General features: G+C 61.0%; 26 protein-coding genes and 1 tRNA gene. 10 read left to right on the top strand and 17 right to left on the bottom strand.

The window, feature by feature from the left end:
- Window positions 1-127: 127 nt before the first annotated feature.
- The gene (locus AC1RNN_RS16960) at window positions 128-1024 is read left to right on the top strand and encodes a hypothetical protein (RefSeq protein WP_493090444.1); all 897 of its coding nucleotides are present in this window, start codon (window positions 128-130) and stop codon (window positions 1022-1024) included.
- 478 nt (window positions 1025-1502) lie between these two features.
- On the opposite strand, the gene AC1RNN_RS16955 is transcribed toward AC1RNN_RS16960, so the two are convergent.
- On the bottom strand, window positions 1503-1880 hold the full coding sequence (locus AC1RNN_RS16955; protein ID WP_493090442.1) for a helix-turn-helix domain-containing protein: 378 nt from the start codon (window positions 1878-1880) through the stop codon (window positions 1503-1505).
- Window positions 1881-1990: 110 nt separating this feature from the next.
- Between AC1RNN_RS16955 and AC1RNN_RS16950 the strand changes: the two genes are divergently transcribed.
- The gene (locus AC1RNN_RS16950) at window positions 1991-2731 is read left to right on the top strand and encodes a hypothetical protein (protein WP_493090440.1); all 741 of its coding nucleotides are present in this window, start codon (window positions 1991-1993) and stop codon (window positions 2729-2731) included.
- Between the two features lie 26 nt (window positions 2732-2757).
- On the opposite strand, the gene AC1RNN_RS16945 is transcribed toward AC1RNN_RS16950, so the two are convergent.
- Both AC1RNN_RS16945 and AC1RNN_RS16940 read right to left on the bottom strand, forming a co-directional pair.
- Window positions 2758-4509, bottom strand: coding sequence for a site-specific integrase (locus AC1RNN_RS16945; RefSeq protein WP_493090438.1), 1752 nt, complete (start codon window positions 4507-4509; stop codon window positions 2758-2760).
- 290 nt (window positions 4510-4799) lie between these two features.
- A tRNA-Arg gene (locus tag AC1RNN_RS16940) sits at window positions 4800-4875 on the bottom strand.
- Between the two features lie 92 nt (window positions 4876-4967).
- Between AC1RNN_RS16940 and AC1RNN_RS16935 the strand changes: the two genes are divergently transcribed.
- Window positions 4968-5501, top strand: a complete 534-nt coding sequence (locus tag AC1RNN_RS16935) for a c-type cytochrome (protein WP_493090436.1) — start codon at window positions 4968-4970, stop codon at window positions 5499-5501.
- Window positions 5502-5605: 104 nt separating this feature from the next.
- On the opposite strand, the gene AC1RNN_RS16930 is transcribed toward AC1RNN_RS16935, so the two are convergent.
- From AC1RNN_RS16930 to AC1RNN_RS16870, 13 genes are all read right to left on the bottom strand, one after another.
- Window positions 5606-6148: a DUF2946 family protein gene (locus tag AC1RNN_RS16930; protein WP_493090435.1), complete on the bottom strand. Its 543-nt coding sequence runs from the start codon at window positions 6146-6148 to the stop codon at window positions 5606-5608.
- A gap of 6 nt (window positions 6149-6154) precedes the next feature.
- Window positions 6155-7162 (bottom strand): YheT family hydrolase, encoded by a 1008-nt coding sequence (locus AC1RNN_RS16925; RefSeq protein WP_493137481.1) that lies wholly within the window; start codon window positions 7160-7162, stop codon window positions 6155-6157.
- Window positions 7163-7183: 21 nt separating this feature from the next.
- Window positions 7184-7639 carry a YybH family protein gene (locus AC1RNN_RS16920; protein ID WP_493090431.1) on the bottom strand — a complete coding sequence of 152 codons (456 nt, stop codon included), beginning with the start codon at window positions 7637-7639 and terminating at the stop codon, window positions 7184-7186.
- 19 nt (window positions 7640-7658) lie between these two features.
- A complete protein-coding gene (locus AC1RNN_RS16915) occupies window positions 7659-8399 on the bottom strand; it encodes a hypothetical protein (RefSeq protein ID WP_493090429.1) in 741 nt (246 codons plus the stop codon).
- A gap of 72 nt (window positions 8400-8471) precedes the next feature.
- Window positions 8472-8888 carry a F0F1 ATP synthase subunit epsilon gene (locus tag AC1RNN_RS16910; protein WP_294771829.1) on the bottom strand — a complete coding sequence of 139 codons (417 nt, stop codon included), beginning with the start codon at window positions 8886-8888 and terminating at the stop codon, window positions 8472-8474.
- A gap of 3 nt (window positions 8889-8891) precedes the next feature.
- Window positions 8892-10307, bottom strand: a complete 1416-nt coding sequence (gene atpD, locus AC1RNN_RS16905; RefSeq protein WP_493090427.1) for a F0F1 ATP synthase subunit beta — start codon at window positions 10305-10307, stop codon at window positions 8892-8894.
- Between the two features lie 47 nt (window positions 10308-10354).
- Window positions 10355-11233 (bottom strand): F0F1 ATP synthase subunit gamma, encoded by an 879-nt coding sequence (gene atpG / locus AC1RNN_RS16900; protein WP_493090425.1) that lies wholly within the window; start codon window positions 11231-11233, stop codon window positions 10355-10357.
- A 29-nt stretch (window positions 11234-11262) separates the two neighbouring features.
- Entirely contained in the window at window positions 11263-12816 is a 1554-nt protein-coding gene (gene atpA / locus AC1RNN_RS16895; RefSeq protein ID WP_493090423.1) for a F0F1 ATP synthase subunit alpha, read from the bottom strand.
- A gap of 50 nt (window positions 12817-12866) precedes the next feature.
- A complete protein-coding gene (locus AC1RNN_RS16890; protein WP_493090421.1) occupies window positions 12867-13397 on the bottom strand; it encodes a F0F1 ATP synthase subunit delta in 531 nt (176 codons plus the stop codon).
- A gap of 10 nt (window positions 13398-13407) precedes the next feature.
- Window positions 13408-13878 carry a F0F1 ATP synthase subunit B gene (locus tag AC1RNN_RS16885; RefSeq protein ID WP_294770244.1) on the bottom strand — a complete coding sequence of 157 codons (471 nt, stop codon included), beginning with the start codon at window positions 13876-13878 and terminating at the stop codon, window positions 13408-13410.
- A 35-nt stretch (window positions 13879-13913) separates the two neighbouring features.
- The gene (gene atpE, locus AC1RNN_RS16880) at window positions 13914-14162 is read right to left on the bottom strand and encodes a F0F1 ATP synthase subunit C (protein ID WP_058933479.1); all 249 of its coding nucleotides are present in this window, start codon (window positions 14160-14162) and stop codon (window positions 13914-13916) included.
- Window positions 14163-14219: 57 nt separating this feature from the next.
- Window positions 14220-15098 carry a F0F1 ATP synthase subunit A gene (gene atpB, locus AC1RNN_RS16875; RefSeq protein WP_493090419.1) on the bottom strand — a complete coding sequence of 293 codons (879 nt, stop codon included), beginning with the start codon at window positions 15096-15098 and terminating at the stop codon, window positions 14220-14222.
- Between the two features lie 13 nt (window positions 15099-15111).
- Window positions 15112-15612: an ATP synthase subunit I gene (locus AC1RNN_RS16870; protein ID WP_493090418.1), complete on the bottom strand. Its 501-nt coding sequence runs from the start codon at window positions 15610-15612 to the stop codon at window positions 15112-15114.
- Window positions 15613-15745: 133 nt separating this feature from the next.
- Here AC1RNN_RS16870 and AC1RNN_RS16865 point away from each other — a divergent pair, with 133 nt between their 5' ends.
- The 3 genes from AC1RNN_RS16865 to lipA are packed head-to-tail and all read left to right on the top strand — an operon-like array spanning window position 15746 to window position 17789.
- Window positions 15746-16039 carry a YbeD family protein gene (locus AC1RNN_RS16865; RefSeq protein ID WP_493090417.1) on the top strand — a complete coding sequence of 98 codons (294 nt, stop codon included), beginning with the start codon at window positions 15746-15748 and terminating at the stop codon, window positions 16037-16039.
- 3 nt (window positions 16040-16042) lie between these two features.
- On the top strand, window positions 16043-16741 hold the full coding sequence (gene lipB / locus AC1RNN_RS16860) for a lipoyl(octanoyl) transferase LipB (protein WP_493090415.1): 699 nt from the start codon (window positions 16043-16045) through the stop codon (window positions 16739-16741).
- A gap of 37 nt (window positions 16742-16778) precedes the next feature.
- A complete protein-coding gene (gene lipA, locus AC1RNN_RS16855) occupies window positions 16779-17789 on the top strand; it encodes a lipoyl synthase (protein WP_493090414.1) in 1011 nt (336 codons plus the stop codon).
- A 69-nt stretch (window positions 17790-17858) separates the two neighbouring features.
- Here the strand turns inward: lipA and AC1RNN_RS16850 are convergent, their stop codons facing one another.
- Window positions 17859-18335, bottom strand: a complete 477-nt coding sequence (locus AC1RNN_RS16850; protein ID WP_493090412.1) for a hypothetical protein — start codon at window positions 18333-18335, stop codon at window positions 17859-17861.
- A gap of 205 nt (window positions 18336-18540) precedes the next feature.
- Between AC1RNN_RS16850 and AC1RNN_RS16845 the strand changes: the two genes are divergently transcribed.
- The 4 genes from AC1RNN_RS16845 to AC1RNN_RS16830 are packed head-to-tail and all read left to right on the top strand — an operon-like array spanning window position 18541 to window position 23756.
- Window positions 18541-19800 (top strand): sarcosine oxidase subunit beta family protein, encoded by a 1260-nt coding sequence (locus AC1RNN_RS16845; RefSeq protein ID WP_493090411.1) that lies wholly within the window; start codon window positions 18541-18543, stop codon window positions 19798-19800.
- Window positions 19801-19814: 14 nt separating this feature from the next.
- Window positions 19815-20123 carry a sarcosine oxidase subunit delta gene (locus AC1RNN_RS16840; RefSeq protein WP_493090410.1) on the top strand — a complete coding sequence of 103 codons (309 nt, stop codon included), beginning with the start codon at window positions 19815-19817 and terminating at the stop codon, window positions 20121-20123.
- On the top strand, window positions 20120-23122 hold the full coding sequence (locus tag AC1RNN_RS16835; protein ID WP_493090409.1) for a sarcosine oxidase subunit alpha family protein: 3003 nt from the start codon (window positions 20120-20122) through the stop codon (window positions 23120-23122). Before AC1RNN_RS16840 ends, AC1RNN_RS16835 begins: the two co-directional genes overlap by 4 nt.
- Window positions 23115-23756 (top strand): sarcosine oxidase subunit gamma, encoded by a 642-nt coding sequence (locus tag AC1RNN_RS16830; protein ID WP_493090408.1) that lies wholly within the window; start codon window positions 23115-23117, stop codon window positions 23754-23756. The genes AC1RNN_RS16835 and AC1RNN_RS16830 overlap by 8 nt, the downstream gene beginning before the upstream one ends.
- Window positions 23757-23759 lie beyond the last annotated feature (3 nt).

Raw genomic sequence — 23759 nt, 5'->3', positions numbered from 1 at the left:
GTTTGTTTTCTTGAAACCACCGTATATCTATGAATCCAATCCTCGGAGATTAACAATGGCAGCCGGTAGACCAAAGCATGATGGGGAGAACACTACCCCACCCGAGCACCTTGGCTCATATTCATATGTGGACACAATTATTGTTCACCTCAAGAAGCTAATTCCTAAAAAAGACTTTGAAGCACTCCGCGCGCAGATCGGCGCCAAATTCTTAGGGGATGGGAGATACATCAAGCAATGCACTAAGTACCCCGGTGGATTCACCACTCGCGTGATAATTCATCAACCTCAGCTGGGGGCTTTCGCGCTACTGGAGAAATTTGAACGCATGGGCTGGGTATCGCTAGTTGAAGCCCATGTGGCGCTTGATCTACTCGCCTCAAGTGGACTTTTGGCGGACCAACTACACGATCACCTAGAGTCACACTTGCTGCCTAAGGGGCGATCTAAGAGAACAATAACCGCGGAGCACGATACGATCTACTACAACCGAAAAATCCGGCAGGGAATTGAGATCGCGCTGTATTCGGACCGCACATCAAAACCCTGGTATGGCCGCACTTGCGCTCATTTGGAATACCGAGTGCGTGGCAAAAAGGCTTTAGAAAAATCGGAGATATCTACAGTTGCGGCCGTGCGCACGATGGATCACCGTCATTTTTGGAACCAGCATTTAGCTTTTTGGATATCGCCTGATCAAAATGCACTGTCCAGAGCCGCAAACGGCATGTCAGGCTCTAGGACTATCAATTCGCTCGGCACTCCGGCCAACCAGCATCGCGCGGCCATGACCATTCGACGTGTTGGAAATGCGCGCGGTGCAGTAAACGCATATATGCTGTCGTTGGCCTTGAAGGCCGCGGAGACTACATTCGGAACGCGTACGGCACGTTTATTTAGTAGAGTCACCCATGAATGGGCTCTTCCTCCATCTCGCAACTTCATGTGGAGCGACGAGGAGGGCTCGCCCCAGATTCGCCGCATCCGCCTAACTGAAGCCTGTCCCGGAAAGACGGCTACGTAGCCCCTCCCGAAGGAATGGTAGCGCTATGGCCAGTTAATTGTCCGAGCACTTTTCCACGAGCTGCTAGATGCCTACAGAGAAAGCACCTCTAATAGTCAAACTATGCTCTGGTTCAAGTCTGTATTGGCACGTAAGCAAGACCATTGCCTAGGGTGATCGAATAAATAAATACTGTTATTCGCGAGAAGAAAGTGCCCAGAATCTCTCCCGATCGAACTCTGGCGCTGCTCCGTAGCCGATTTGCAATTGACCCGCGGATTGATTAGAAATCAATTCCAGCCACTCTACCTAGCTATCTCCAATGCCAGGATGGCGGACACTAGAAATTCGCAATAGTCATTCTCGGCACATTTCCTAGTAGGCCCTTGTATGCGCTCGTGCTCGTTGACAAAGGCTTGGGATGGGTTTTTTACTGCCAAAACCTGGGCTCTACCTAGCCTCTTGCGCAGGACGTGCATTCCCGATTTAAGGCTTCCGGCTACTTCGCGAGCCTGACCCTCTTGGGAGTGGCCTCAGCAACACGGACGCGCCGACTTGCAGGCTTATCGCTAGGCGCACTATCTTGCACCCCACTTCCTCGCCGACCGAATGTGGCATCAAGCACTCGCTTGTTGCGCAACGAAGAGGCCAAGTCCTGCACTACAGCCAGTACTTCGTCGTCCGATGCGCCAGCAGCATGCATCCATGCGAGGAATTCGAAGAGGTCAATCTCCTTACTCCCCGACTCCACGTTTGAAATGTAGGACTGCGGCCTTTGCAGCTCAGCTGCGAACTCGCGCTGCCCCCGATACTTGGCCCGCCGGCGAAGCGCGAGAGTCGCTCCCAGCTTTTTGCGGAGATCAGTCTTTGAAGGCAATTACGGTGCAAAGGAATAAGGGACTCCATTAGTGATCGAGTTATCGAATATCGGAAAATCCAATCGATCTGATAATTCAATCAACCTCAACCCCTGAGAAGGAGCCCCCCGTGAATGCACCAATTCTTTCTTTCGTGATCTTGACTGTGCTTGCGAGCATGCGGCTCGTGCTCAGGCGCGTGCCCAAGGTCAGCTATGGCGTGCTGCTGTTGAGCTGCACAATCTCTTCTGTCTTCGCTTCGCACGAGCCTTTTCCGGCTCCGTCCCAATTCGCGCCCCTCCAAGACTGTGTTCGCAGCCAGTTCGATATCAAGAAATATCCGGATGCGTGGTCAATCATGGGCCAAGAATGCCGAACCGAATTTCGCATCTGGTTGCGCCAATGTGAAAATGAGCTTGACCCTCGGCACGGCGGCACCGGCCCCTATGCCTGCGAAGGCAAGATCCGAAGTGCCGCCAGCGATATGGACCTGAAGTACAAGAAGGAGCCTGCACCGACAGCGGAAAAGATCGCGAATACGCGTCAGCGGGATGCGGCTATTCAAGCCTGGATGACTCGACAACCACTGCCTGATTTGCCGGATCTGAGTCTGCCTGTCTTCCTCCCGGAGGGATCGATCGTGTGCAAATCACCTGGAGCACTCTTAAACCCGAATGCCGATATCCTCCTGATGACGCGCGCCTGCGAAAAGACAAGCACTCGAATTCGAGTCCGTGTAGTCCAACCGAATACCGGCGAGCAATACATCAACAGCTATCTGCAAGGGTACGTCCAGATAATCTGGGCGGGCAAAATTTCGGATGCGAGAGGAGGCATCGGGTGGACCCGAACGCGCTTGTTGCAAAACTAGTTGGCGGACGCCTATTGGGCTGAGCTCTATGCCTCGTCTGCGCCTCGCCCAGCTTTTTTGCGTCGAAGTGCGTCTCGCACAGCGATGGAGCCAACGCCGATATCAAAGGGACTTAAGGCTGGCAACCCTGCATCAAGATCACTAATGAATACCAGCATCTCGCTTGGCTTGGCATCGCTCAAGTAGTGGCGCTCATTGACGCCCTCGCCCGGCTCGTGTCCCATCATGCGCTTTCTCATGATGTCTGGCATTCCCGAATACTTTTGCAATCGATTGTTCACCCCATGTCGGAAGGAATGAAATACCTTGGTTCCATCACGGGGCATGCCAAGCTTCACAAAGAACTGCGACATCGCACGAATCGGCTCTTTGGCATATCGGTTCGTCTCGTTCCACGAGAGCTCTGGAAAAAGACGGCGGAATCCCTCTTGACGCAACTGCTCACACCACTGCACCAAGCCGAGCTCTACAAGTCTGGGGTGCAAAGGCACGCGCCGTGCCGACCACGCGTTCTTCAGGCTTTTATCAGGTGTGCGCTCGTTAATGTCAATGAACCAGACACCATCCTCGCAGCGCACATCGTCTAAATAGAGCTGGCAGAGTTCGCCGATGCGCGCTCCTGTGAACTGTCCGAGCAACGGCAGCCAATAGTGAAACGGCTGAAAGGTCCTGAAAGTCCCTGCCTTAGTCGCTTTCCAGGACTCAACCTGATAGACCGGCGCAGTGAAGATACGGGTTATCTCGTCCTTGGCAAATTCCTGTCGGGCCTTACGACTTGAAGCAACCTGCTTGCGCTCGACCTTGGTCAGAACAGACTCGCCACGCAAGCCCGTGCAAGGATCATCTACGATCCATTTTTGCGCATGAAGCCACCGAAACATGCGAGAAAGCCACTGCATCCTGAGCTCACGTTCCCCCGAAGACATGCGAGGCCAATCCTCGCCGTCAAGCGCACGGATGGATTCCGCCATAGATTTGGTGCCAAATTGCTGGCGCACCTGATTTTCCTTGGCCGGCATCCGGGCGAGATGTGCGTCTCTGAAGTTACGCAAAACATCAGGACTGAACTCTCGGATTGGCAAGTCCCCCTCGAACTCGGCAAGCAATAGCAGTCCATTTCGAATTCTCGTGATCTCCTTAGGTGAACTGATGGACTGCGGCAAATGCGACTTTGTGTATTCGTCAATGCAATTCGAGAGCAGAAGCGACGACTTGGCGGCGGTAGCGGCATCAGCGGCCGTACTCTTGAACGACTGGCGAGCAGCCACTAGCGCAGAAGGCGCAATGGCATCGGCCATCTGACGGCGCAACACATCGACCTCGCTTGCCGACAATTCCACAAGCTGATCCGTGAGCTCCAATATTTCCTCGGGCACGAATGCCAAGCCATCATCGCTCGCACCATGCTCCTCAAGCGCCAAAATTGTCGCAGAGCCCTTGGTCAACAGCAGATTTGCCACAGCAGAGGTTTCGTCGTGCGGAACGTGGAAGATGCCAAACGCCCGGTGGATTTTCGAGCCCACTGGTCTGTAGCGAGTTCGCGGCACAAGTACCGTTCCAAGCTCTGGATCGTCTGGCTCGAAAGACGAAAACGGCGCCTTGTAGCCTAGGACCCCCTGCAAACGGCAGTACAGCACCAACCGCCCTTCTGCCGCTTGGCGTAAGAGATCATGCGGCGTCAGTCCAAGAATCGCCGAGGCTTGGCTGAGAGGGAGGAACCCTCCCGTATGGAGCAACGGATGACCATCAGCGATTTTGAGAATGTTCTCGTGGTTCATCGAGGATCCGTATAGACAAAGCCGTTCCAAGTCGAATAGATGACGACGCCAGCGCGCTATCTGCTCTGAGGCGACAAGCTTAGCTACCGCCAAGCTACGTGACCCGGTGCTTGCTACAAAGGCCCTAGCCCCCACCACAGCGCGCAATCTGACTGGAATAGTAAGCCGTGCGACGTAGATGCCGCTGGGACGCCGTTCTAAGTTCTGCATATCGCCCTTTTGCTATAGGGTGATGCAGCAGAGGCGATTTAGCCGAGAAAATCCAACTGGATCAAGGACTTCCTGAGATGTGGTGCGGCTGGCGGGGATCGAACCCACGACCCTTGGCTTCGGAGGCCAATACTCTATCCACTGAGCTACAGCCGCATTCAGGGAAGGCGCATTGTAGGTGTTTTCACAGAGGGGCCCCGTTATAATCCGCAGCTGTTTCGAAGCCCCCGACATTTTTGAGGATCCCCATGAGCGACTCCAGCCACGCGAACGCGCACGATGAGGCACACACTGGTCCCATCAAGACTCCCAAGCAATTGCTGCTGGCGGCGTTCTTCTCATTTGTGATCCCCATCTTCGTGATCATCGGCTTGGTGTATTACGTCACCTCCGCCAACAAGCCCGCTGCCGGCTCGGTGAATGTGGAAAAGGCCACGGCCGAGCGCATCCAGAAGGTCGGCATGGTTGAGATCCGCGATGCCAACCGCGAAATGAAGACTGGCGAACAGGTCTTCAAGGCCCAGTGCTCTGCCTGCCACGCCACTGGCGCCGCTGGCGCCCCCAAGTTTGGTGACGCGTCTGCCTGGGGCCCGCGCATCAAGTCCGGCTTCGACGCGCTGCTGAATTCCGCCCTCAAGGGCAAGGGCGCCATGGGTGCCCAGGGTGGTGGCGATCTGGATGACTTCGAAGTCGCCCGCGCGGTGGTCTACATGGCGAACAACGGCGGCGGCAAGTTTGCCGAACCCGTGAAGAAAGCTGCTGCCCCCGAAGCTGCCAAGTAAGCCGTTTCGCCCCCTTCAAGAAGCCGACCCCAGGGTCGGCTTTTTTACGCCTGCATCAGCGTCAAAAATACCCCTAGCCCGCGTGGCATTTGCGTCAGTAGCTACTATTTTGATAGTACAGAGGCTTGTGGGCTGGGCACATACGCGAAGCGCAAAGGCAGCTCCGCGCGCACGACGTCCTGCAACTGCCAGACGCCCTGCTCCAGCACCTGCGCCGCACGCGCCATGTCCTGGGTGTGCACCAGGCCCAGGCCCAGGTTCGTGTGCAGATAGAGCCAGCCCTGCTCGTCCAGCAATGCTGCCTGCACTTGCACGGGCACGCCACTGTGCGCGCTGACCTGTCCGTCGTCCGCCACGCGCCAGACCCAGGGCGTCGCTTCCAGCTCCACAAATACGCGTTGCGGGCCGTTCTGGAAGAACCAGCGTCCCTGCGCGTCGGCAGCGTAGTTGCGTTCGATGAAGGCGATCAGCTTTTCGTGCTGCAGGCGGCTGCCCCTGGCGCCGGGGCGTCCGCTGGCGAAGGCACCGGACGCCTGGGCCGCGTCGTCGCGCATGAACCATTGGCCGCGCGCATCCAAGCCCAGCCAGCCGTAGCAATCCGGCACATTGGGCCACTTGGCCATGGCTTGCTTGACGATGTCGTCCATGAGCGCTCAGTCCAGATGGCGGGCGAGCCAGTTGCCCACTGCTTCGGGCATGGTGCGTACGTGCCCGGGCACCGGCCCGTGCGGGAAGCCCACGTGGCCGCCATGCGCGGGCTGCCACAGAGTGACGTGCGCCCCCACCTCGGCCTGCGAAGGCAGGCACCAGGCAGGCACAAAGGGGTCGTTGCGCGCGTTGACCACCAGCGCAGGCACGCGGATGGCGGCCAGATGCGGCTTGGCCGATGCACGGGCCCAATAGTCTTCGGTGCTACTGAAGCCGTGCAGCGGCGCGGTGAAGATGTTGTCGAACTCGTAAAGGTCGCGCGCAGCCTTGAGTGCCTCGCCATCGAACAGGCCGGGGTGCTGTTTCAACTTTTGCAGCGCCTTGGGCACCATGGTGTTGAGAAACATGCGCGTATAGACCAGGCGGTTGAAGCCACGGCCGATGGCGTAGCCGCCCGCAGCCAGGTCGATGGGCGAGCTGACGGCCGCCACTCCGCGCACGGTCTGCGCTGCGCTATCGCCCGCCTCCTGCGCCCAGCGCAAGAGCGCGTTGCCGCCCAGTGACACCCCCACCGCGATGATGGGCCCACGGTGCTGCGCGCGGAACTGCTGCAGCATCCAGCCGACCTCCGCAAAGTCACCCGAGTGGTAGGCGCGCGGCGCGTGGTTCAGTTCGCCGCCGCAACCGCGGAAGTGCGGCACGGCGTAGGCCATGCCCTGGCTGTGCGCAAAGTCGGCAAAGGCCTCGGCGTAGTGGCTGCGCGAGCTGCCTTCCAGGCCATGAAAGAGAACCAGCAAGGGGCGCTCTGCCACGGTGGGCGCCGATGCGGCCTCATCCTGCAACCAGTCCACATCGATGAAGTCGGCATCGGGCGTGGCCCAGCGCTCACGCCGGTACTGGGGGTGGGGGCCGAACACGCGGCGCGAGTACAGCGCGGGCCAGATGGTTTGCAGGTTGCCACCCGGCAGCCAGCGGGGCGCTACATAATTCATAGCTGCTTGCGCAGATTTCATGAGGGCTGGAGCTCTATTTATTCAGTGCAGGACCTGCGCACCCTGGCTGACATGGGCCGCATCTTCGGCCGTGCCCGGGCTGGCATGGTGGACCACCAGACGCCAGCCCTGCGGGGTCTTGTGGTACACGTTGGTGGCCAGCACATGTGCTTTGGCCAGGCCCTGTGCGCCCATCAGCTCCACGCTTTCGAGCACATGGTGGACCGCGCTGGCCAGGGAGTCCACGCGGCGTATTTGCTCGGGCTGCACACGCACGGCACCGCCGTGGGAAAACAGGGTCTCAAAGGCTGCACGGATGGCGCGCACGCCGAGCAGGCGCGGGCCACCGGGATGGATGCAGGCGATGTCGTCTTCGTCGGCCCAGCAGGCCATCAGTTTTTCGATGTCACCGGTCTGCAGCGCTTCATAGAACGCGGCTTCCACATCGTCGGGGGTTCCGCCCAGGGCGGCATGCAGGGTGGCTTTGTGTCGGGGCATGACCCGATTCTCCCCGAAGTCAGCGGGCCAGCCAGGCGCGCACGCTGTCCTGCACCGTGGATGCCTGCGTTTTGCGGGCCAGCTCGGGCGGCGCGATGTGCACGCCGGGTGGAATCTCACGCAGCGCCACGTCCACCAGCGCCGCCAGATCTGCGGGGCGCGGCGGCAGCTCGCTATTGGGGATCATGTAGGCAAAGATGGAGAGCATGCGGTGCGCCAGCCACTCCAGCACATGCGCATGGCGCCGCGCCAGCGGCACCGCAGCAGGTCGCACCAGCAGCAGGCGCTCAAATCCCATGGTCGCCACGGCATGCTCATCCAGCGTAGCCAGACCGGCCTTCAAGGCTTCGGGCAGGCGCCCTTGGTCATGTGGCACCACCACGGCCAGCGTGCGCACGCCACAGCGATGCATCCAACCCGCCAGCGCCTGCAACTGGGCAGGCTGTGGCGTCCAGAGCGCCCGTTCGCGTTCGTTGTACAGGCGCGGAGCATCGAACACGATCACACCCACCTGCGCCGACTGCACGGGCCAGTGCTGCGGGTCGCCCGCCGGCACGGCCAACATATGCACCCGCGCCAGGGCCGGCATGATCTCTTCCTGCGCCAGCACATGCAGCGCCCGGTAATGGTGGCCGCCGGCCAGACGGCGAAGTACCTCGGCGCCCAAGGTACCGGCCGCCCCTGCCAGCAGGGCTACAGGTTGGGCCGGTGCGGGCGCAGGGCCTCGCTGGGCGGCTTGCAGGGCATGGATGACGGTCATGGGAGTAGATGGTACGGCCCAGAAACGACAAAACCGCCCAAAGGCGGTTTTGCACTGCAAGCAGGGAGCTGCTTACTTCTTTTGGCGGAACTTGCGCAGGGCGGCAATCTGGGCAGCCATGACGGCCAGTTCAGATTGGGCCTTGGCCAGATCCAGATCACTCTTGGCATTCTTGATGGCTTCTTCCGCAGCGGCCTTGGCAGCGTTGGCTTTCTCGTCATCCAGATCCTTGCCGCGGATGGCGGTGTCGGACAGCACAGTCACGCAGTCGGGCTGCACTTCCAGGATGCCGCCAGCAACGAAGACAAACTCTTCGCTGCCGTCGGCCTTCTGGATGCGCACCGAGCCGGGCTTGATGCGTGTGATCAGGGGCGTGTGGCGGGGCTTGATGCCCAGCTCGCCAGCCTCACCAGGAAGCGCCACGAAGACGGCTTCACCGGAGAAGATGGACTCTTCTGCACTGACCACATCAACGTGGATGGTGTTCATGGCTTAAACCTTCTTGGCTTTTTCGAAGGCTTCGTCGATGGTACCGACCATGTAGAACGCTTGTTCGGGCAGGTGATCGCACTCGCCGTTCACAATCATCTTGAAACCACGGATGGTTTCGGCCAGGGTCACGTACTTGCCGGGGGAACCGGTGAACACTTCAGCCACGTGGAAGGGCTGGCTCAGGAAACGCTGGATCTTGCGGGCGCGGGCCACAGTCAGCTTGTCTTCGGGAGCCAGTTCGTCCATGCCCAGAATGGCGATGATGTCGCGCAGTTCCTTGTAGCGTTGCAGCGTACCTTGCACGGCGCGTGCCGTGTTGTAGTGCTCTTCGCCCACCACGTTGGGGTCCAACTGGCGGCTGGTGGAGTCCAGGGGATCCACGGCAGGGTAGATACCCAGCGAAGCGATGTCACGGGACAGCACCACGGTGGAGTCCAAGTGGGCGAAGGTGGTCGCGGGAGAGGGGTCGGTCAAGTCATCGGCTGGCACGTACACGGCCTGGATGGACGTGATGGAACCCACCTTGGTGGACGTAATACGCTCTTGCAGGCGGCCCATTTCTTCGGCCAGGGTAGGTTGGTAACCCACGGCGGAAGGCATACGGCCCAGCAGCGCGGACACTTCGGTACCGGCCAGGGTGTAGCGGTAGATGTTGTCCACGAAGAACAGCACGTCACGGCCTTCGTCACGGAAGGACTCAGCGATGGTCAGACCGGTCAGGGCCACGCGCAGACGGTTGCCCGGGGGCTCGTTCATCTGGCCGTACACCATGGCCACTTTGGACTTGGGCAGGTCTTCGAGGTTCACCACGCCGGAGTCAGCCATTTCGTGATAGAAGTCGTTACCTTCACGGGTACGCTCACCCACGCCGGCGAACACGGACAGACCGCTGTGCGCCTTGGCGATATTGTTGATGAGTTCCATCATGTTCACGGTCTTGCCCACACCGGCACCACCGAACAGACCCACCTTGCCGCCCTTGGCGAACGGGCAGACCAAGTCGATCACCTTGATGCCGGTTTCCAGCAGCTCTTGCGAGGGGCTGAGTTCGTCATAGGTGGGGGCCTTGCGGTGGATGGAGGCAGTCAGTTCCGCGGCGACGGGACCACGCTCGTCGATGGGCGCACCGAGCACGTCCATGATGCGGCCCAGGGTCGCTTGACCCACGGGCACCATGATGGGCTTCTCGGTGTTGAACACGGTCATGCCGCGGCGCAGGCCGTCGGAAGAACCCAGGGCGATGGTACGGACCACGCCGTCACCCAGCTGCTGCTGAACTTCCAGCGTCAGGGTGGAACCATCCATCTTCAGCGCGTCATAAATGCCGGGCATCTGGTCACGGGGAAACTCGACGTCCACCACCGCGCCAATACACTGAACAATTTTTCCCTGAACTTGGGAGTTAGCTTGAGCCATTTTTCGCTCCAAAAATTAAATCTTTAACAAAAACTCTGCTGCACCGCTTACACCGCGGCGGCACCAGCCACGATCTCGGACAACTCCTTGGTGATGGCGGCCTGGCGGGTCTTGTTGTAGACCAACTTCAGTTCACCAATCACGCTACCGGCGTTGTCGGTCGCGGCCTTCATGGCCACCATGCGGGCCGATTGCTCGGACGCCATGTTTTCTGCCACCGCCTGGTACACCAGGGCTTCCACATAACGTGTCAGCAGGTCATCGATCACGGCCTGTGCATCAGGTTCGTAGATGTAGTCCCACGCATGGTTACTGCCGCTAGCCTGCGCTTCGGCTTCCATCTGCGCGGCAGACAGGGGCAAAAGCTGCTGCACCACGGGTTCCTGCTTCATCGTGTTGATGAACTTCGTGTAGCACAGGTACACGGCATTCACTTCACCCTTGACGTAGGCGTCCAGCAGCACCTTGACGGGGCCGATGAGCTTATCCAGGTGGGGCGTATCACCCAACTGGGTGGCATGCGAGACCACCTTGGCACCCACGCGGTTCAGAAAACCCAGGCCCTTGTTGCCAATGGCCACGGCCTGTGCCGACATGCCGGCAGCCTGCAAATCGCGCAGCTTGCCAGTCACGGCACGCAGCACGTTGGTGTTCATGCCGCCGCACAGACCCTTGTCGGTCGTGACGACGATGAACCCCGACGTTTTCGCGTCGTTGGTTTGCATGAAGGCATGCGTGTACTCGGGATGGGCCTTGCCAAGATTGGCAGCAATATTGCGAACCTTCTCGCTATATGGCCGGGCAGCACGCATCCGGTCCTGCGCCTTGCGCATTTTGGATGCGGCCACCATTTCCATGGCTTTGGTGATCTTCTTGGTGTTTTCCACCGATTTGATCTTGCCGCGTATTTCCTTACCTGCTGCCATCGAGGGCTCCTTGCGTTGTCAGGTAGGCCTTAGGCGAAGGTCTTCTTGAAAGCTGCGATGGCAGCATTCAATTCGGCTTCGGCATCCTTGTCCATGGCCTTGGAGGCTTCCAGCTTGGCCATCAGCGCAGCGTGCTTGTCCTTCAGGAAGGCGTGCAGACCGTGCTCGAAGGCCAGAACCTTCTTGACTTCGATGTCGTCCATGAAGCCCTTGTTCACGGCGAACAGGGTGGCACCCATGGCGCTGACCGTCAGGGGACTGTACTGGGCCTGCTTGAGCAGTTCGGTCACGCGGGCACCGCGGTCGAGCTGCTTGCGGGTGGCTTCGTCCAGGTCGGAAGCGAACTGCGCGAAGGCAGCCAGTTCACGGTACTGGGCCAAGTCGGTACGGATACCGCCGGACAGGTTCTTCACCAGCTTGGTCTGGGCAGCACCACCCACGCGGGACACCGAGATACCGGCGTTGATCGCGGGACGGATACCGGCGTTGAACAGCGAGGTTTCCAGGAAGATCTGGCCGTCGGTGATGGAGATCACGTTGGTCGGCACGAAGGCAGACACGTCACCAGCCTGGGTTTCGATGATGGGCAGAGCGGTCAAAGAACCGGTCTTGCCCTTCACGGCGCCCTTGGTGAAGGCTTCAACGTAGTCGGCGTTCACGCGGGCTGCGCGCTCGAGCAGACGGCTGTGCAGATAGAACACGTCGCCAGGGTAGGCTTCGCGGCCCGGGGGGCGGCGCAGCAGCAGGGACACTTGACGGTAGGCAACGGCTTGCTTGGACAGGTCGTCGTACACGATCAGGGCGTCTTCGCCGCGGTCGCGGAAGTACTCGCCCATGGTGCAACCGGAGTACGCAGACACGTACTGCATGGCAGCAGATTCAGAAGCGGTAGCCGCCACCACGATGGTGTATTCCATCGCGCCGGCTTGTTCCAGGGCGCGCACCACGTTCTTGACAGAAGAAGCCTTCTGACCGATCGCGACGTACACGCAGGTCATGTTCTGACCCTTCTGGTTGATGATGGCGTCGATGGCCACGGCAGTCTTGCCGGTCTGACGGTCACCAATGATCAGTTCGCGCTGGCCGCGGCCGACGGGCACCATGGAGTCAATGGATTTCAGGCCGGTCTGCATGGGCTGGCTCACGGATTCGCGGGCGATCACACCAGGTGCCACCTTTTCGATCACGTCAGTCATCTTGGCGTTGATAGGACCCTTGCCGTCGATCGGCTGGCCCAGCGCGTTGACCACACGGCCACGCAGCTCGGGGCCCACAGGCACTTCCAGAATGCGACCGGTGCACTTGACCGTGTTGCCTTCGGAGATGTGCTCGTACTCACCCAAGATCACGGCGCCAACCGAGTCGCGCTCGAGGTTCAGTGCCAGACCATAGGTGGGCAAGCCGTCGGAACCTGCGGGGAATTCCAGCATTTCGCCCTGCATCACGTCGGAAAGGCCGTGGATGCGGCAGATACCGTCGGTCACGGAGACCACAGTACCCTGGTTGCGGATGTCTGCGCTGACGGACAGGCCGTCGATACGGCTCTTGATCAATTCAGAAATTTCTGCGGGATTGAGTTGCATGACTCTTTCCTTCTTTCTTTAGTTGGGCTTCACGGCAAGAGGCTTGCGCCTCAAGCGGTGAGAGCCACTTTCATTTGTTCCAGACGGGCCTTGACGGAGGTATCGAGTACCTCGTCACCCACCACCACACGGATACCGCCAATCAGCTCGGCGTCGAGCTCTACGGTGACGTTGAGCTTGCGGCCAAAACGCTTTTCGAGCGAGGCAGCAACTTCGGCCAACGCGGCTGCGTCGATCGGAAAAGCGCTGTACACAACGGCGTCCGACAAGCCGCTCTTGGCGTTCTTGAGGGCGCGGAAGAGTGCTGCGATTTCGGGCAGGACTTCCAGGCGTCCGTTGTCGATGACCGTGCGCAGGAAGTTCTTGCCTTGCTCTGGCAGGGCTGCCTTCACCACACCGGCAATCAGGTCGAAGACCTGCTGGTTGGTGACGGTGGGGTTGCCGGCGAACTGCTGCAATTGACCGTTCTTGGCAATTTCAGCAAGCTCGTCCAGCCACACGGAGGCAGCATTCAGATCCGCCTGGGCGGCCTTGAACAAGGCTTCGGCGTAAGGCCGGGCAATGGTGGCAAGTTCAGCCATGGTGCTTCCCTTACAGCTCAGTCTTCAGACGCGACAGCAAGTCGGCATGCACACCGGCATTGACTTCCTTGCGCAGGATCTGCTCAGCGCCTTTGACAGCGAGGGCAGCGACCTGTTCGCGCAGGGCTTCGCGAGCCTTGACGGACTGTTGCTCGGCTTCGGCCTTGGCAGCTGCAATGATGCGGTTGCCTTCTTCCGTAGCGCGGGCCTTGGACTCTTCCACGATGGACTGCGCGCGACGCTCGGCGTCAGCCAGCAGGCTGGCAGTCTCATTGCGAGAAGAAGCCAGTTCAGCCTCCACCTTCTTGTTGGCAGAAGCCAGTTCGGCCTTGGCCTTGTCGGCGGCAGCGAGGCCGTCGGCGATCTTCTGTGCCCGCTCGTCCAGCGCCTTCGTGATCGGGGGCCACACGAATTTCATCGTGAACCACACCAAGATCGCAAAAACGATAGCCTGCAGGAACAGGGTTGCGTTGATGTTCACGGTTTGATTCCTTCTCTAACGTGAAGGGCCGTTATTTAGCGCAGAACGAAGGGATTGGCGAATGCGAACAGCAGGGCGATAGCAACACCGATCAGGAAGGCAGCGTCGATCAGACCAGCCAAGATGAACATCTTGGTTTGCAGTTCGTTCATCAGCTCGGGTTGACGAGCGGAAGATTCCAGGAACTTGCCACCCATCAGCGCGATGCCGATAGAGGCGCCGATAGCGCCCAGACCAACGATGATGCCGCAAGCCAGTGCCACGAGGCCGAGAATGTTTTCCATGAAATGCTCCTAAAAGTTAGTGGAAAAAGAAAAAGAAACTAAGGGGAAACGGTTACATCAATGTGCGTCGTGCGCTTGACCGGTGTAGATCAGCGTCAACATCATAAAGATGAAGGCTTGCAAGGTAATCACCAGGATGTGGAACAGGGTCCACACGGTTCCGGCGATGACGTGGCCGATAGCCAAGCCAACGCCCGTGGCGGACAGGGCCCAGCCGCCACCCATCAGGGCAATCAGCATGAACACCAGCTCACCTGCAAACATGTTGCCGAACAACCGCATGCCATGCGACACGGTCTTGGCAAGATATTCAATCATCTGCATCAGGAAATTGATGGGGTACAGCGCCCAGTGGTCACCAAACGGTGCCGCGATCAGCTCGTGTGCCCAGCCGCCCAGACCCTTAATCTTGATGTTGTAGACCAGGCAGACAAACAGCACGGAGCAGGACAGACCCAGCGTGGTGGACAGGTCGGCCGTGGGGACCACGCGCATGTAGTCCTTGAAGCCCAGCGCGGGGCCGGCGCTGTGCCAGAACTGGGGAATCAGGTCCACGGGCAGCATGTCCATGGCGTTCATCAGGAAGATCCAGACAAACACGGTCAGCGCCAGGGGGGAGATCAGCTTGCGGCTCTTGGCGTTGTGGATCACGCCCTTGGCCTGGTTCTCCACCATTTCGGAGAGGATTTCGACGGCAGCCTGGAAGCGGCCGGGCACGCCGGAGGTGGCCTTGCGGGCAGCACTCCAGAGTACGAAGCAGCCGATCACGCCCAGAATCACAGAGAACAGCAGCGAGTCGAAGTTGAACAGGCTGAAGTCGACAATGCTGGTCTGCTTGACGCTCTGGAAGGAAAAGTCCTTCTGCAGATGCTGCAAGTGATGCTGGATGTATTCACCAGCGGAGGGGGCATGTGTTCCAGTGTTTTCTGCAGACATAGGTCACCAAATATCAAATCGAACCGTTGAGACGCCGACGTCGCGAGTGCAACCACGCGGCCACCCAGTACACCTTCATCGTCACCACAAAGCTGGCCACCAGGGCCAACCAGTTGATCGGGGAAACCACCTTGGGGGCTGCCAGCAACATGGCAACCGTCAGGGCAACTTTCACCGACTCCCAAATCACAAACCCCAGCATGGCGGCACCGGGCTGGGCCAAACCGCGCTGGCGCTGCAGCCCCCGCACCATCAGTGCTGCGGGAACAATCACCGCCAGGGCACCATAGGCTGCAGACACTGCGGCCACCTTGCCACCCCAGAGGGCAGCCACACCAGCCAGCACCACGCCAGCCATCAGCTGCCACGCAACAACCCACCAGGGAGAGATTGCGGGATTGGCACTGCGCCACTGCTGGGCTTCTTCTGCCGTCAGGGGCTTGAACTCTTCGTCAAAGATCCCATGTGGGTTCTCTGCGTCAGTGGGCGGGTAGGACTGAGGCGTGATTGTCATGTCTGAAAATTACGCCCAAGTTACTGCCGCTGTTCAATGCACAGCCTACGATTATACGTAGAAAGAAGGCACCTCCCAAACCACACGTATGGAAGGGCCAAGCCCGTCCGCGCCCGACTGCGATAATTAAGCCATGAGCACCACCACCCAGCCCCCGGAAAACCCGCGCACCGACTCCCTGATCGAGTACCCCTCGCGGTTCCCGATCAAGGTCATGGGCAGCAAAGTGGAGGGCCTGGTCCACGCCATCACCACGATTGCCAAGCAGTTCGACCCGGACTTTGACGCGTCGACGGTGGAGTTGCGCGAAAGCAAGGGCGGCAACTACCTGGGCGTGACCATCACGATCACCGCCACCAGCCGCGAGCAACTCGACGAGCTGTACCGCACGCTGTCCACCCACCCCATGGTCAAGGTGGTCCTCTAAACCATGGACATTCGGCAACTGGGCCGCGTGGACTATGCGCCGACCTATGCGGCGATGCAGGAGTTTACGAGCCAAAGATCCGTCGGGCCCTCTTCGGATGTGCGCGACCAGCTATGGATTTGTGAGCATCCACCGGTCTTCACCCAGGGCCTGGCGGGCAAGCCGGAACACATCTTCCTGCCCGGCGACATTCCCGTGGTGCAGAGCAACCGCGGCGGCCAGGTGACCTACCACGGACCCGGCCAGGTGGTGGGCTACCCGCTGATTGACCTGCAGCGGGCAGGCTACTTCGTCAAAGAATACGTCTACCGCATTGAAGAGGCCGTCATCAAGACCCTGGCCCACTTTGGCGTAACCGGCCACCGGGTGGCTGGCGCCCCCGGTATTTATGTGCGCCTGGACGACCCCACCAGCCACGCCCCACTGGCCCAGCGCCCGCAGCTGGGCGCCGCCAGCAGGGCCGACCCCGATTTCACTGGCTTGGGCAAGATTGCCGCGCTGGGCATCAAGGTCAGCCGGCACTGCACCTACCACGGCGTGGCCCTCAATGCGGCCATGGACCTGGAACCCTTCTCGCGCATCAACCCTTGCGGCTACGCCAAGCTGCAAACCGTGGACCTTTCTACAATGGGGGTCCAAGTCGGCTGGCAGGATGCTGCCGATGTTTTGGGCCACAAGCTCGCCACCTACCTCGCGCCCTAGGCGCAACGGGCCACCGCCCGCCGAACCGACGCACACCATGAGCCATAGCGACCACACCACCAGCAACCCCACCGTGCGCGAAGTGCAGTCCGCTGCCGAGTACAACCCGCTGGTAAAACAAAAGGCGGCGGCCAAGCTCTCGCGCATCCCGATCAAAGTGGAAGCAGGTGAAGTGCTGAAAAAGCCCGACTGGATCCGCGTCAAGGCCGGCAGTCCCAGCACCCGCTTCTACGAAATCAAGGACGTGCTGCGCGCCAACAAGCTGGTCACCGTCTGCGAAGAGGCCAGTTGCCCAAACATCGGCGAATGCTTTGGCAAGGGCACGGCCACTTTCATGATCATGGGCGACAAGTGCACACGCCGCTGCCCCTTCTGCGATGTGGGCCACGGCCGCCCCGACCCGCTGGACGTCAACGAGCCCGACAATCTGGCCAAGACCATCGCCCAGCTCAAGCTCAACTATGTGGTCATCACCAGCGTGGACCGTGACGACCTGCGTGACGGCGGCGCCGGCCACTTTGTCGAGTGCATCAAGAAGACGCGCGAACTCTCGCCCCACACCCAGATCGAGGTGCTGGTGCCCGACTTCCGCGGCCGCGATGACCGCGCGTTGGAAATCCTGAAGGCCGCGCCGCCGGACGTGATGAACCACAACCTGGAAACCATCCCGCGCCTCTACAAGGAAGCGCGCCCGGGATCGGACTACCACTTCTCCTTGAACCTGCTGAAGAAGTTCAAGGCCCTGTTCCCCGACGTGCCGACCAAGAGCGGCCTCATGGTGGGCCTGGGCGAGACCGACGAAGAGATTCTGGACGTCATGCGCGACATGCGCGCGCACAACATCGAGATGCTGACCATCGGCCAGTACCTCGCCCCCTCCACCAGCCACCTGCCCGTGCGCCGCTATGTGCACCCCGACACCTTCAAGATGTTTGAGGAAGAGGCCTACAAGATGGGCTTCAAGCACGCTGCCGTGGGCGCCATGGTGCGCAGCTCGTACCACGCCGATGTGCAAGCCGGGCACGCGCTGAATACCCCGGCCGGCTAAACATCCAAATTGCTATTAATTAGATAGCTGCTCGTGCATACCCCTTGTGGGCTGGCGGCTATTTTTGCATCAAGGGTTGGCGTAGCCGCCCTCGACCCAGGCGACCGCGCTGGCCCGGTTCAGCTTGAACCCTGGCGAGACCCGCACCTGCGCCAGCAAGTCATCCCCTGCATCCCGGGCACTGAGCATGGCGCTCGGATGATCTTCGTCCGGCTCAATGTCCAGAAACACCGTGACCCGCCCTTGGGCCGTCCCGACCTCGATACTTTGATGCAGGGTGGCGTGCAGCTGCTGTTCGCTGCGGCGCACAAATTCACTGGCGGTTTTCACCAGCGTCAAAAACGCACTCTGGTCCAGGGGTTTGGGGTTCTTTTTGTCGCGCCCCATGGTCCACGGACCTACCAGTGCCGGCTCGGAAGCGCCATCCGCGGTCATGGCCACCGCCCATCCGTCGTCATCTTCATTCTTCACCACCTCGGCAGTCCAGCCGTCACCGCTCCAGAGCCGGGGCTCCTGTATTTTCTTGTCGGATTCGTTCAAGTTCATGGCAGAGAGTATGCAGGCACACGCGCTTGCGTTTTCAGCAGAACGCCCACGATGGTGCACTGCTGCAATGCGCCATTTTGGGCCTGCGCACGACAAAAGTGCGATGTCGGATTTGGACAAATGTCCGTCCTTCAAGCGCAAGGTTGTATTGACCTGAAGCAAAACAATAGCGCCAAGACAGTTTCCCTGGACGACCACAAACTTCATGCGCGGCCAACACTATTCCCTCTGGAGCCTGCTCAAGCACGGCTTCAAAAACCACACCACCTGGGAACCCGCCTGGGAACGGGTGGCCCTGAAGCCCGCGTATGACGTGGTTGTCGTGGGCGGTGGCGGGCACGGCCTGGCCACGGCCTACTACCTCGCCAAGAACCACCCCGGCATCGGCAAGATCGCCGTGCTGGAAAAAGGCTACCTGGGTGGCGGCAATACGGCCCGCAACACCACCATCGTGCGCTCCAACTACCTGTGGGATGACGCTGCCGCCATTTATGAACACTCCCTCAAACTGTGGGAAAGCCTGACCGAAGACCTGAACTTCAACGTGATGTTCAGCCAGCGTGGCGTTTTCAATCTGGGCCACACCCTGCAGGACATGCGCGACATCGAGCGCCGCGTGAATGCCAACGCGCTGCAAGGCATTGACGCCCATGTGCTCAATGCCAAAGAGGTACAGGAAAAAATCCCCCAACTCGATTGCAGCGCCAGCCGCCGCTACCCCGTACTGGGCGCCAGCTGGCAGCCCCGCGCCGGTGTAGCTCACCACGATGCGGTGGCCCGCGGCTTTGCCCGCGCCGCCAGCCGTCTGGGGGTGGACCTGATCGAAGGCTGCGAGGTGAGCGGCATGGATATTGAGGGCGGACACATTCGCGGCCTGCAAACCAATCTGGGCTACGTGAAGACCGGTCGCGTAGGCTGCGTTGCCGCGGGCCACTCCTCGGTGCTGGCAAAAATGGCCGGGCTGCGCATGCCGCTGGAGAGCCATCCGCTGCAGGCCTTTGTGTCCGAATCCATGCAGCGCGTGATTGACACCGTCATCATGTCCAACGCCGTGCACGGCTACCTGAGCCAGTCCGACAAGGGCGAGCTGGTCATCGGCGCCGGCATCGACAGCTACCTCGGCTACGGCCAGCGCGGCAGCCCGCACGTCATCGAACACACCGCGGCGGCCATCATTGAAATGTTCCCCCAGTTCTCCCGCGTGCGCATGAACCGCCAGTGGGGCGGCATTGTGGATGTGACGCCGGATGCCTGTCCCATCATTTCCAAAACTGCGGTGCAGGGCCTGTTCTTCAACTGCGGTTGGGGCACCGGCGGCTTCAAGGCCACGCCCGGCTCGGGCCATGTGTTCGCCGACATGCTCGCCCAGGGGGAACCAGGTCCGCTGTCCAAAGCCTTCTCGGTGGACCGCTTTCACACCGGCCACCTCATTGACGAGCACGGCGCTGCCGGCGTTGCCCACTAATCCCCAGGACCACCATGTTTCTAATGCATTGCCCCCACTGCGGCGAATTGCGGGACGAAGAAGAGTTCAGCTACGCCGGTGAAGCCTACATCCCCCGCCCTGCCCAACCCGAAGCAGTGGACGACGCCACCTGGGGCGATTACGTGTTCTTCCGCAAAAACCCCAAAGGCTGGTTCTGGGAGCAATGGCAGCACACGGCCGCCTGCCGCAAGGTGCTGGCTGTGAAGCGCAACACAGCCACTTACGAGATTGCCGGTACCTGGACCCTGGCCGAGGCCAAGCCCCTGTACCTGGCCGACATGGCCCGCGAGGTGAAGTCATGAGCGGCACCCGCGTCTCCCTGGCTGGCACGCGCATCGACACTGCACACACCATCCGCTTCAGCTTCGACGGCCGCCACTACAACGGCCACCCCGGCGATACGCTGGCCTCCGCCCTGCTCGCCAACGGCGTGCGCCGCATGGCCCGCAGCTTCAAGTACGGCCGCCCGCGCGGCATCATCGGCGCCGGCGCCGAAGAACCCAATGCCCTGGTGCAACTGGGTACCGGCGCCCTTACTGTGCCCAACATCAAGGCCACCCAGGCCGAGCTCTACGACGGCCTGGTCGCTAACCCCACCTCGGGCTGGCCTTCGTTGGACTTCGACCTGAAATCCGTGCTGGGCCAGGGTTCGCGCTTCATGCCCGCCGGTTTTTACAGCAAGACCTTCAAGTGGCCGCGCAAGCTCTGGCCGCTGTATGAAACCGTGATCCGCAAGTTCGCCGGTTTCGGCAGCGCCCCTACGGAGGCCGACCCGGAACGCTACGACCACCTGCACCACCATGTGGATGTACTGGTCGTGGGCGGCGGAGCCTGCGGCCTGCTTGCGGCCTTGCAAGCCGGCCAGGCCGGGCTCAAGACCCTGCTGCTGGATGAGCAAAGCGAGCTGGGCGGCTGGCTGCTGTCGGACGCCGGAGCGCAGATTGATGGCCGCAACAGCGAGGCCTACATACGCGCAGTGCACACAGCGCTGCTGGACATGCCGCATGTGACCGTGCTGACCCGTACCACGGCCTTCGGCATGTACGAGCAGAACCTGGTGCAAGCGGTGGAGTTGGTGCAAGACCACCTGGCCCCCACCCAACGCAATGCGGACATGCCGCGCCACCGGCTGCACAAGATCCGCGCCAGCCATGTGGTGCTGGCCACGGGCGCCATCGAACGCCCCCTGGTGTTCGGCAACAACGACCTGCCTGGCGTGATGACGGTGTCCGCCGGACAGACCTTCCTGCAGCGCTACGGCGTGTTGGTGGGGAAAAACATTGTGCTGTGCGGCACCAGCGATCTGGTGCACGACGCCGCCGAACTGCTGGCCGGCGCCGGTGCCCATGTCACGGTGGCCGATGTACGCCCCAGTGCCAAGGCCCGCAGCAACCGTTACGCCGTGATGGCCGGCCACGGCATCGCCGAAGCCTTGGGCCGGGATGAAGTGCGCAGCGTGCGTCTGGTACCGCTGCATGCCGAGCGTGACGAAGCCACCGGCCCCGGCACCACACTGGCCTGCGATACCGTACTCAGCTCGGGCGGTCTTTCGCCCACGGTGCATCTGTTCTGCCATGACGGTGGTCGCCCCGTGTGGGACGAGTCCGTCGCCGCCTTCGTGGTGCCGCGCACCGGCCGCAAGGGTGTGGCCTGTGTGGGCGCTGTGACCGGCACCTTCGAGCTGGCCGATGCACTCGCCCAAACCACCGAAGCAATGCAAAGTGTGCTGACCACGCTGGGCAAGTCAGCCACGCTGACCGTGCCTGCCTGCGCGACCCCGCTGCGCCTGGCGGCCCGCCCCATGTTCCGCCTGCCCGATGGCAAGGCGGAAGGTGCAGGCGCCAAGGCCTTTGTGGATTACCAGAACGACGTCAGCGCGGCCGACATTGAACTGGCCGTACGCGAGAACTACCACTCCATCGAACACGTCAAGCGTTACACCGCGTTGGGCTTTGGCACCGACCAGGGCAAGCTCTCCAACGTCAACGGTTTTGTCATCACGGCCCGGGCCCTCAAACGCCCTGTGTCCGAGGTGGGCACCACCACCTACCGCCCGGCCTACACCCCCGTGAGCCTGGGCGCCCTGGCCGGCACCATGCGTGAAGAGTGCTTCGACCCCAGCCGCTACACAGCCATCCATGCATCGCATGTGGCACGCCAGGCCGCGCTGGAGCCCGTGGGCCAATGGCTGCGCCCCTGGTACTTCCCCAAACCCGGTGAAGATATGCACGCTGCGGTGAACCGCGAATGCTTGGCCGCACGCAACGGCGTGGCCGTGATGGACGCCTCTACCCTGGGAAAAATCCAGATCGACGGTCCGGATGCGCGCGAGTTCCTGAACCGCATCTACTCCAATGCCTGGAGCCAGCTGGGAGTGGGCAAGTGCCGCTATGGCCTGATGCTGGACGAGAACGGCATGGTGATGGACGACGGTGTCACCGCCTGCATTGAGCAGAACCAGTTCTACATGACCACCACCACCGGCGGTGCCGCCCGCGTGCTGAACTGGCTGGAGCGCTGGCACCAGACCGAATGGCCTGAACTCAAGGTATGGATGACCTCCGTCACCGACCACTGGTCCACCGTGGCTTTGGTCGGCCCCAAGGCCCGCGCGGTGCTGGCCAAGCTGTGCCCGGACATTGACCTGTCGCCCGAGAACTTCAAATTCATGGACTGGCGCGCGGGCACGGTCTGCGGCCTGCCGGCCCGCGTGTTCCGCATCAGCTTCTCGGGCGAGCTGTCCTACGAGCTCAACGTCGAATCCGGCTACGGCCAGGCCCTGTGGGAAGCCGTGATGGCCGCCGGTGCCGAGTTCGACATCACCCCCTACGGCACCGAAACCATGCACGTGCTGCGGGCCGAGAAGGGTTTCATCATCGTCGGCCAGGACACCGATGGTTCCATGAGCCCGCTGGACCTGGACATGGCCTGGGCCGTGGGCATGAAGAAGCCTTTCAGCTTCCTGGGCAAGCGCTCGCTGGCGCGTAGCGACACGGCCCGCGCCGGACGCAAGCAACTGGTCGGCCTGCTGCCAGATGACCCCAACACGGTCCTCATCGAAGGCGCACAAATCATGGAAAGCGCCGTGGCGCAGCCCGATGGCAAGAACCAGATGCTGGGCCATGTGACATCGAGCTACTACAGCGCCTTTCTGGGCCGCTCCATCGCCATGGCGGTGGTGGCCGGTGGACTGGAGCGCAAGGACCAGACCCTGCATGTGCATGCCCACGGCAAGGTCACGCCGGTCAAGGTGTCGGGCAGCGTGTTTGTGGATGTGAAAGGTGACCGTCAAAATGTCTAAGCCCCCCCTGCAATCCCCGCTGCACGCTTTCGGGCTTGATGCGCAGGCGGTCTCTCCTTCGGCCCTGAACCGCGTGATCTTCAGCGAGCTGCCCCATCTGGGCTACATCGTGCTGCGCGGCCAGACCGATGACCCGGCCTTTATGCAAGGCGTCGCATCAGTACTCGGACAAACGGTCCCGGTGCAGCCCCGTCAGGTGCTGCAGACCGCCGAGGGTGCGGTGCTCTGGCTCTCGCCTGACGAATGGCTGCTGGTCTGCCCCCGCAACCGGCGCGACGCCCTGATGGCCGCGCTGAGGGCCGCACTGCAAGAGTTGTTCGCGCAGGTAGTGGACAACAGCGGCGGCTTCACCACGCTGCGCCTGGCTGGCCCCGACCATCTGACGCTGCTGCGCCAACTCGGCCCTTACGACTTCGAGGGTCAGGCCACCGGCACGCTGGCCAGCACCGTGATGTCCAAGACCTCGGTCACCGTGGTGCGTACCGATGCCGCGGGCGTGCTGTTGGTGTTCCGCCGCAGCTTTGCCGACTACCTGTGGCGCCTTATCGAGCGCACCGCCAAGCCCTACCACCCCTGCATCGCCGCGCCCACTGCAGTGGCCGATCCGGTGTTCACCCCCCTGCTCATCGCATAAGAA

This window comes from Rhodoferax sp. GW822-FHT02D07, assembly GCF_058802405.1.
This window is presented reverse-complemented; position numbering and strand designations above follow the sequence as displayed.